Origin of the sequence: Streptomyces sp. NPDC058295, from assembly GCF_042880655.1 — a bacterium.
Taxonomy (GTDB): domain Bacteria; phylum Actinomycetota; class Actinomycetes; order Streptomycetales; family Streptomycetaceae; genus Streptomyces; species Streptomyces coriariae.
Genome location: NZ_JBHVYO010000027.1, coordinates 111,965 through 120,790 on the forward strand (window position 1 = coordinate 111,965; position 8,826 = coordinate 120,790).

General features: G+C 65.5%; 8 protein-coding genes and 3 pseudogenes. 7 read left to right on the forward strand and 4 right to left on the reverse strand.

All coding sequences use genetic code 11. From position 1 onward, the window contains the following. Positions 1-364: 364 nt before the first annotated feature. Positions 365-964 (forward strand): hypothetical protein, encoded by a 600-nt coding sequence (locus ACFVYS_RS27200; RefSeq protein ID WP_389506091.1) that lies wholly within the window; start codon positions 365-367, stop codon positions 962-964. A 192-nt stretch (positions 965-1,156) separates the two neighbouring features. Here ACFVYS_RS27200 and ACFVYS_RS27205 read toward each other — a convergent pair whose 3' ends face one another. Then, positions 1,157-1,573 (reverse strand): DUF6188 family protein, encoded by a 417-nt coding sequence (locus ACFVYS_RS27205; protein WP_389506093.1) that lies wholly within the window; start codon positions 1,571-1,573, stop codon positions 1,157-1,159. A 366-nt stretch (positions 1,574-1,939) separates the two neighbouring features. Here ACFVYS_RS27205 and ACFVYS_RS27210 point away from each other — a divergent pair. Further along, a pseudogene (locus ACFVYS_RS27210) lies at positions 1,940-2,157 on the forward strand (IS110 family transposase); the annotation flags it as partial. On the opposite strand, the gene ACFVYS_RS27215 reads toward ACFVYS_RS27210, so the two are convergent. Beyond that, positions 2,150-2,635, reverse strand: coding sequence for a hypothetical protein (locus ACFVYS_RS27215; RefSeq protein WP_389506095.1), 486 nt, complete (start codon positions 2,633-2,635; stop codon positions 2,150-2,152). The pseudogene ACFVYS_RS27210 and the gene ACFVYS_RS27215 overlap by 8 nt on opposite strands. A gap of 1,048 nt (positions 2,636-3,683) precedes the next feature. Here ACFVYS_RS27215 and ACFVYS_RS27220 point away from each other — a divergent pair. Then, positions 3,684-4,178 (forward strand): hypothetical protein, encoded by a 495-nt coding sequence (locus ACFVYS_RS27220; protein ID WP_389506097.1) that lies wholly within the window; start codon positions 3,684-3,686, stop codon positions 4,176-4,178. A gap of 144 nt (positions 4,179-4,322) precedes the next feature. On the opposite strand, the gene ACFVYS_RS27225 is transcribed toward ACFVYS_RS27220, so the two are convergent. After that, on the reverse strand, positions 4,323-4,682 hold the full coding sequence (locus ACFVYS_RS27225) for a VOC family protein (RefSeq protein WP_389506099.1): 360 nt from the start codon (positions 4,680-4,682) through the stop codon (positions 4,323-4,325). Between the two features lie 801 nt (positions 4,683-5,483). Between ACFVYS_RS27225 and ACFVYS_RS27230 the strand changes: the two are divergent. From ACFVYS_RS27230 to ACFVYS_RS27245, 4 genes and pseudogenes are all read left to right on the forward strand, one after another. Continuing rightward, positions 5,484-5,648: pseudogene (locus ACFVYS_RS27230) on the forward strand (IS110 family transposase); the annotation flags it as partial. 49 nt (positions 5,649-5,697) lie between these two features. Then, positions 5,698-6,009, forward strand: coding sequence for a hypothetical protein (locus ACFVYS_RS27235; protein ID WP_389506101.1), 312 nt, complete (start codon positions 5,698-5,700; stop codon positions 6,007-6,009). A 314-nt stretch (positions 6,010-6,323) separates the two neighbouring features. Then, positions 6,324-6,999, forward strand: a pseudogene (locus tag ACFVYS_RS27240) (IS110 family transposase); the annotation flags it as partial. Between the two features lie 83 nt (positions 7,000-7,082). Continuing rightward, positions 7,083-7,613, forward strand: coding sequence for a transposase (locus tag ACFVYS_RS27245; RefSeq protein WP_389506115.1), 531 nt, complete (start codon positions 7,083-7,085; stop codon positions 7,611-7,613). Positions 7,614-8,069: 456 nt separating this feature from the next. Here the strand turns inward: ACFVYS_RS27245 and ACFVYS_RS27250 are convergent, their stop codons facing one another. After that, on the reverse strand, positions 8,070-8,423 hold the full coding sequence (locus ACFVYS_RS27250; protein WP_389506103.1) for a hypothetical protein: 354 nt from the start codon (positions 8,421-8,423) through the stop codon (positions 8,070-8,072). Positions 8,424-8,826: the final 403 nt, after the last annotated feature.

The window sequence follows — 8,826 nt, forward strand, 5'->3', positions numbered from 1 at the left end:
CTACGCCGCAGGTGATTACGGCGTAATCACTCCCCTGTCACCACTCCCCCGCCCGCAGGCGATTACGGCGTAATCACCTGGCGGCTCCTCGCCACCACGCCGCAGGCTCCTCAACCAGGCCAGCGGGCCTCGCACTGTCCCGTCTCAAAGGATCTGGTCCGTGACCCCGGCTGTGACCTGCGGCGACCAGATCACTTGAGACGCCGGGTTGCAGGAAATCTCAGGCGATCTGGCCTCGGAAGGATGGACGCGGGTGCCGTCTCAGTTGAACTGGTCCAGCTCTGCCTGCCGACGTCGACGGAGCCGACCTCAGAGCCCGAACAATGAGGTCGACGCAGGCCAGCGGGACTCGTAGCCTCTCGACGTGCCCACATCCCGAAACATCGAGTCCTGGCAGCAGGTGGACTCCCGAGCGGACTTCGCCACCTACCTCCGCTTCCTGGCCTTCGACTGCGAACGTGCCTGCAGCGGCCAGGACTCCGAGGCATCCACGGCCCAGCACTGGACCCACCGGAGCATCAACGGCTTCCTGTGGGGCTGGGTTCGCCTGCTGGGCAGCCGCCTCGACGGCACCGACCTGTTGCACGAGGAAGCCCCCGGCCAGCCTGGCTGGCGCGGATTGGCCTACCAACTCGACACGGTCCGCACGACCCCGCCCGGCTTCAACTGCGCGCTCGCCGACTCCGGCACCAAGCCCGAAGAGGTCGACACCGTGCGGGATCTGCGCTGGTATGCCGCATCGCTCGCCACTGACTTCGCCCGAGACCAACGCGAACGTCAGGCGAGAACCGACCGCGGTGAATGGGCTGGCGACGGAGGCAGTTGGGCGCACAGCACCCTTAACGACTGGCTCGACTCCTGGGCCGCCTGGGTAGGCGCCAACTCACCACTCCATGCACAACTCGACCCGGTCACGTGGAGATCCATCGCCCTTCAACTCTCGGTCGCGCGCATCTACGAGTAGCCCCCGAGGGGCCAGATCGACTGAGACGGGTCACTCGCACCCCTGGCTCGCCGCTGATCCTCTCGGTGCTGTCTCATCGAAGGGGGTCGATCGCGTGCTGCTGACCTGGGTGAACTGGATTGGGTGAGACGCGTGGACTCGGTTCGTTGAGAGAGACAGCCAGTCTTGTGCCTGCCGCATCGCGTGCTGCGGCTAGGCCTCGCTGGACCAGACGGCGAGGTCGCCTCCAGGCAGCGATGTGAAGCGCCATCCTGTTGGGCCCGTGACCTGCCACGCCTCGAAGTGCATATCGGATGAACAGGTCAGGTGGTGGCCGGTGTCGAAAGCGAGACGCAGGGTGCCGGACTTGAACGCGACCGCCGACAGGACCTTCGCTCCGAACAGAGTCAGGGCCGCTGCAACGTCCTGCGATTCCGGTTTCAGGATCACGGACGGGTTGGCGTGGGCGGTCCCGTGCGAGAGGTTGACGGATGCTTCCAGTGCAACTTCCCAGTCCGAGTCGAGGGCCAGCACGAGCCGGAAGTCCACGCTGATCTTGGTAACGCTCATGCCGCGAAGGTTCAGGATCCACCGGTTCTCGTGTTCTACGGGACTCTCTTCAGCGCTCACTCCTGCACCTTGGCTGATTCGACAGCCGAGAGCCATGGGATTTCCGGTGCCAGGCGGCATGGCTAGAACTATGTTCCGGCTGTGGACACAAGCAGATCACACACCGCGTCCACGTGCGTCAACTTGACGCACTGCTGCCCTCGGGGTGATTACGGCGTAATCACTCCCCCGTCACCACTCCCCGGCCCGCAGGTGATTACGGCGTAATCACCCGGCAGCTCTTCGCTCTCTCACCGCGGGCTCCTCAACACAGCAACGGGCCGGCCCCTGCCCGCTCCTGATCCTCTTCTCCCGCAGCGCCAGGACAGCAACTGCGCTCGCGGCCAGCAGCACCCTCCGGTCATCGGTAACGCTGCCAGGTCTTGGCACAACGGAATCAAGCAGCTCAAACGAGCCTTCTTCCTCTCCGCGTTCGCCTCCTTGGGCGACCCCGTGTCCCGGGCCTACTACGAGAAGAAGATCGCCCAGGGCAAGCACCGCGCCCAGGCCCTGCTCTGCCTCGCAGACGACGGGCAGGCGTCCTCTTCGCGATGCTTCGTGACGGGACCTTCTACGAACCGCAACTGTCAGCCGGAGTCACCTGACCTGCGGGTCTGCGAGGAGAACAACTCGATCGGCCCGGACGTCGAAGCCGATCACCGGATGACCAGAGTCGCCCTCCGGATCCATCAGCACCAGCTTGCCCAGCCGCCGCCCGATCTCCCGGAGGAACCCGCACAACACATCCAGCCGCTCTTGGCCCTGCAACTCCCGCAGGTCGACGTCGAAGTCGACTTCATCGGCAGTATGGAAACGGAAGATCGCCAACACATCGGTAGTCGGCCAGACCCGCAGATCCGGACGCTCGGCATCCGCGGGACGGGACAGCACAGTCTCCGCCCGGGGCACCGGAAGTATTAACTCTCCTTCGGAGTACTGGCACTTCCATCCCTTCTCGGCGACCAGATCGAGGACCGCCTGCCAGTCCTCCACCGAGGCATCCGGGACACGCACGTCCGGCAGCGACCCCATCGAGTCCAGGTCGAAGAAGCACTCCACGTCATCCCACAGCAGATCAGCCACCCCGCCATGCTGGCCCGGCTCACCGACCCATCGCACCTCGGTTTCCCTTGACTAAAGTCATGGGGCCCCCTCGGAAGCTGGTGCGGACCAGCGTCACGTCCCGGCTTCTGCTGGGCGAGCGGGAGCCCAGACGCTGTTTCGTCCCATCGCTTCGTCTGCGCGGCGCCACGGTGACCACGATGCTGGACCTGTCTGCATGCGAGGTGCCCTGCAGCCCCTTCCTGCAGGACCGCTCCCCTACAGCGCGCCCCGAGGGTCTCGGCAGCTTCCCTGAAGATCGTCGACCTCTGTGACTCCCGCTTCCCCGACCTTCAACTGCGCGATGCCCGAGTCGACGCTGTTCTCCGTCTCCCCTCTGTGGGCCGGAGAACCCGGTCTCTGCTGCAGAACTCCTTCCACCCCACAGGCTGGCTGCAGTGGCTCGCCTCCTCACCCATCGCAACAGGATGGATCCCCGACACCCCCACCACCATGGGCCTCACCCGCGCGCTCTCCTGCCGGTAGCCGCAGACCGGGGGAGTGGAACGGTAGACCGGCTGCCCTACGGCTGGAGTGATTACGGCGTAATCACTCCAGCAGCCTCAAGACGGTGAGACGTCAGCCGTCGGCTACCAGTGCGGAGGCAACTGCCACCGCCGCAAGCGCACCCTCACCCATCTCAGCCGTCTGCGCTGCGCCGTCTGACTTCTTCAGCTCACGCACCACGGCCTCCACGTAGAGACCGAGGCTGGCGAACTGGGTGGGCGTCTCGCAGTGGGGGAGTACCGCCTCGGTCTTGTCCAGTCAGAACGTCACGTCATCGTCGTCATACAGAACGGCCCGGTACTCAAGGAGCCGGTGGGCGGCCGGAGCCATCAAGGCATGCCGGCGGGAAGCTTCCTCTTCCGCACGGCGTTCTGCCGCGGCCTGGACCACAGCCTGTCGCTCGGCGAGAATGACGGCCGCAGGCTCCACTTCGCTGCCATCCTCATCTGGTCCCGGACGCAGGGGCGTCGGGCCGCAGAATTTGGAGAGGCACCGCCTCAGTGCAGCGTGGCAGCATGCGGCAATGGTCTTTCGACACCCCGACGGCGACTACGCGATCACCGCGATGTACTCAGTGCCCGATGACGCCTGGTATCTGGAACTGGATCTCGTAGCCGGGCAAAGAACTCTCGTGACCGCAACCGTCCCCGACGAGGATCCGGCACGGGAACCGACAGTGTGCTTCAATCCGCACGCAGGTCACGCTGACGTCCCGTACGAGGTCATGCGCTGGTTCATGCACCAGGTCGATGAAGAGATCCGTACCTCTCGTGCCTGGATGGAGCTGAGACCGGAGCTCGTCGAGATCATCTACCAACTCCGACAGGAGCACATGGGCGTCATCAACGATGACGACTTTCCCCAGGTTCTGGCGGACGTGCGCACCACGGTCCCCGAGGAAGACCTCTCCGCCGTTCTACGGGCCGCCTTCGGGCGAAACCCTGACGGCACCACCATGGACCACCCGCAAACGCCCCAGCCTGTAGACGGCCAAGGAGACAGGGCCCAACTCGCTTGAGTGATTACGGCGTAATCAGACTGAGCATGCCACCTGTGCGGCCGGGGGCACGTGTCCGGTAGGAGGAGCCAGATTTCGGAGAGGTCGAGGCCGTGCTCCCGCGTTACCGCTCCGCAGAAACAGCGCAGCGCACCGCTCAGGCGCTCAGGGGGAGCGCGCAAAAAGACAGATCGGGTGACCCGCGGGGTCACATAGGACCCGCACACCAGCCTGAGGCTGGAAGTCTGCCAAGGTTGCCCCCAGAGCGAGGGCATACTCGACAGCTGATGGCAGATCGCTCACCTCGATGTCCAGGTGCACCATCATCTGCTGCTCAAAACGGGTTGCAGGCCACCGCGGCCGGGAGAAGAGCGGCTCTGTCTGGAACGACAGCCCAGCACCGCCGCCGGGCGGTGCGAGCTCCACCCAGCCCGGTTCCTCCTTCTCTATCTGCCACCCCAGCAGGCTTTGGTAGAACTGCGCCAGCTGGTGAGCGTCCGGTGCATCAAGGGTGGTCGCGGCCAATGTGAGGCGGGTTCGGGGGGGCCATGAAGAGCTGCTACCCAGTTCCCCTGTTGAAAGGCCGGGCGCCCATCTCGGGCCCCTGCTGGCTTCTCCCGATGCCCACTTACTGCCCGACGAGGCGGTTACGGTCGAGTGGACAGACGAAGAGGTGGCCGCGGTATCCAGCTCCTCCTCTGGCAGCAGTCCGCTCAAGAGCTGGGTCCTGATTGCGCGGGCCCTCCAAGGAGACCAGCCCGCAAGTGATTACGGCGTAATCACTCAGCTTCTCCTACCTAATCCCTTGTTAAGGGCAGTGCTGGAGGAGATCGACTCCTTCAGTCTGTTCGAGTACAGGGTTGCGACATCTTTCGATTCCCGGGCTGCAGAAAGCCTCTCCGTAGATCGATGCGTGGGCCTGGTACTCATGGTGATGGTCGGGCGGGTGCCAAGCGGATACCTCCTCACAGACCGTGCCCGTTGAGGCCTCCTGTGAGCCCGGTGCGTTTCGGTGTCTTCCTGGCCATCGCCACGAAGCGAGCTGACTGTCGCGTGGATGCCGGACGAACGCCTGTGTCCTACCTGGTAAGCCGATGCCTCTTGGAAGAGCGGCGGCGTCCGGCATCTTCGCCGCAGCCAACTCGTGCCGTGGTGGGTTGCGTGGCATCGGATGGACGCCTTGTACTTACCCGGCCTGGTGCCCAAATGTAGATCGTGCGGCATCCGGCGTGCTCGCAGCACATCAAGCAGAGGCGGGTGTTGGCGTCCGCCGTCGCTGGACAGACGTTTGACGTCGGGCACACGATGCCTACCGAAAGATCGGCGTCCAGCGCCGCCGGCAGGCGCCGCGACGACCACGGAGACTGGCACGCAGCCGCCCAGAGGAACCTCTTCAACCGCATGCTCGGCCAGCTCTACCACTGCCTCCAGCACCGCAAGCTGTTCGACGAACAGACCGCTTTCCCGGCTGAGCTCGCCGCCGCAGCCTGACGGCAGACCACGTCTGCCATGCTGTCCCTCTCACAGGGACGGGGAACACGTGACCGAGCCGATCGCCGGATGGATCTGGGGCCGCAACCTGCGCGCCTTCCTTGAACTGCTCTCCAGCTACGCCGGATACACCTTCGACGAAACCGACTGGGAAACCAACGAAGTCGGCTTTCAGGACACCGACGACGAGGCATCCGACGGCTGGTACTCGTATCCCCTGGTCGGCACACTCGCCACCGTGGAGGTCGCCCTCGCCCACGCAGTCGGCGCAGGGGAGGTGTCCGTCAGGGTCGCAGGAGCCGAGGCACCCGATCTTCAGCTCCGCACCGACACGCTCCTGTCCGCCCTCGCCAGCGTCTGACCACTGGCTTGTTCGACTTGACCAGACAGCGGCCCGCTGCCACTTGACGAGTTAGGCGCCTGAGGTGTCTTCCAAGCGCGGGTCTGAGGCGGTCATTCGTAAGATCGGCGGCCCAGGGGTTCCGGGTATGGCTGTGAGCTTGTCGCCGTTGGATGGCTCAAATGACTTGGCCACCCGGAGCCCCGCGACGACTCGACCGCTAATTGGGATATGCGACTTGATCGCTGTGTAGGACAACGTCGGCGAGGTCGTCTGCGGGATCGATGTGTGACGACGAGCTGGCGGAGGTGACCGTGCCCCAGATCTAGGCCGGAGTGGACATCGGCAAGGAACACCATCACTGCTTGGTGGTCGACGAACGCGGCGAACGCCTCCTCTCACGCCGAGTCTTCAACGACGAACCGGCCCTGCTGGAGCTCATCTCAGGACGTACTCGCGCTCTGCGAGGACGCCCTGTGGGCAGTGGACATCAACCACAGCGGCGCCGCCCTGCTCATCGGCCTCCTGCTCAGCCACGCCCAGCCGATGGTCTACATCACCGGCCTGGCCGTGCACCAGGCGTCGGCCGCCTACCGCGGCCAGGGCAAGACGGGCGAGAAGGACGCGTTCGTCATCGCCGATCAGGCATGCATGCGCCGGGACCTCGGTCTCCTGCGGCCCGGCGATGAGATAGCCGACGACCTGCGCACCCTGACTGCCCGCCGCCTCGACCTGGTCAACGACCGCACCCGTCAGAGCAACCGCCTGCGGGCCCAACTGCCGGAATTCTTCCCTGCGTTGGAGCGGTCTCTGAACCTGGGCAAGAAGGGTCCGGTCATGCTGCTGACCGGCTACCAGATGCCGGCCGCGATCCGCCGCATCGGGGCCAGGCGCATCGACACCTGGCTGAAGAACCGCAAGGTGAAGAACGCCGCCGCGCTCGCCGAAACAACTGTCGAGGCGGCCAGGTCCCAGCACACCGCACTGCCGGGAGAGACCCTCGCGGCCGCCCACCCGGGTATTCGCCGGACGTGGAGACGCCCTTCGTCTGATCATGTGCTCTGACCAAGGTGCACGTGACCACGACCAAGGCCGTGGAGCCGTTGCTCCCGCCAGCCACGGTGGGGCCGAAGGGCGGCCGACGGGAGAAGCATCCGCGACGCCGGATCGTTGAAGCGATCTTGTATGTCATGCGAACTGGATGCTCTTGGCGTCAGTCGCCCAACGACTTCGCGCCCTGGCCCACCGTGTACTGGCACTTCACCTGGGAGCACGACGACCGCACGGTCGAGCGGATCCATCACACCATGCGCGACCAGGTCCGCGAGGCCGATGGCCGCAACGCTGGGCCGAGTGCGGGGTTGATCAACTCGCAGTCAGTCCGAACCGCCGATACCGGGCCGGCCGCTACGAGAGGCTTTGAGGCGGGCAAGAAGGTCAAGGGCTACAGCGGTCTATCGTCACCGACACCCTCGGTCTGCTCTTGGCCGTCCATGTCGTCGCGGCGAACGTTCAGGACCGCAATGGGGGCAGGCACCCGCTGCTGTGGACTCGCCAGAGCCGCGGCTCTCCTGGCGGCGATACCTGAGTGCGCGGGCAGGCTCGCGTCACGAATGTCTGCGTGAGCTCGGCCAGAGTGCCAGGCCGTCGAAGCGAGGTTCTGACTCCAAGCCTCAGCCGGGCAGTTGGGCGCGCGTGCGCGGACACGGCGTGACGGAGCCCCCTTGAACCTCGAAAGGTATCTAAGAGATGAATAGGCCAAAAGCGACACACAGAAAGGCGCCTGTAGGGCGCTATCTCGAGAGGGCTGGGGTGATCGGACCTGGAAGCCCCTGAGAAGCCGCCAAGGGGCCGCACAAGCCTTTTTCAGGCTTGCAATGAGCTTCACCTACTCCAAATGAGTGAGACCAGGCGGGTGGGCTGCCCGGCAGGACGACGCTGGACCCGCAAAGGCTTCCCGAGTACGCGGCGCTGCTGGACGACCGGGTGGGTCAGGCAGACACCTCAGCCTGACCCGCGTGCCCCAAAACACAAAGGGCCCCTCCGCAGGGAGCGGAGGGGCCCTTTGCTGTGCGGGGTGGTCAGGTGTGGTCGGGGGTCGGGTGGGTGTAGCGGATCGGCTTGCCGAGACTGCGGGCGTAGGCGATCTCGCGGCGGGTGCTGTCGCCGATGTAGCCGCCGGGGTTGACGATCAGGACGTCGTCGGCGAGGTCGATCTTTCGCAGGTGAAGATCGTCGAGTACGCGCTTGAGCCGGTCGGCGCGGGCAGGGTCGGCCCACAGCGGATGCGGGGTCTTGAGGTCGCAGGCGGGGGAGAGGACGATCCGGCCGGCCACGGTCTCGTACAAGGCGGCTTCGGTGAAAGCGTCCCAGAACCGGGTCGACCCGCACAGGACGACAATCGGCGGGCGCGGCGGGATGGTGTCAGCAGTCATGGGCAGCCTTCCGGTTAGCGAGGGTGAGAGCAGGCGTCGACGGCCGCCCCGAGTGTCATGCGGCTGTGCGTGGCGGTCACGGGTCGAGGTCTTTCATCGGGTGGGCTTCTGCTCGGAGGTGGTGCGGGCGGGCCCGCGGTAGGCGTCTTCAGCACGCGCGGCAAGTGGACATGGAGGTGCTCGACTTCAACCTGGCGGCCGCGCGCGCGGAGTGCTCGGGCAAGGAGTTCGGTAAGACCGCTTGCGCTTTTCCGGACTATGAAGCGGCCACGTAGGCGAACAACTCGGAGGGCCGCCGCGGGCCTTGGGGCCTCGATGATGTTGCGAGGCAAGGTGATCGAGTCTTGCCGGTGACCCGGTAGTCACTCCCGGACGCGCGAAGACCCCGTCCCGGCGCCAGTGG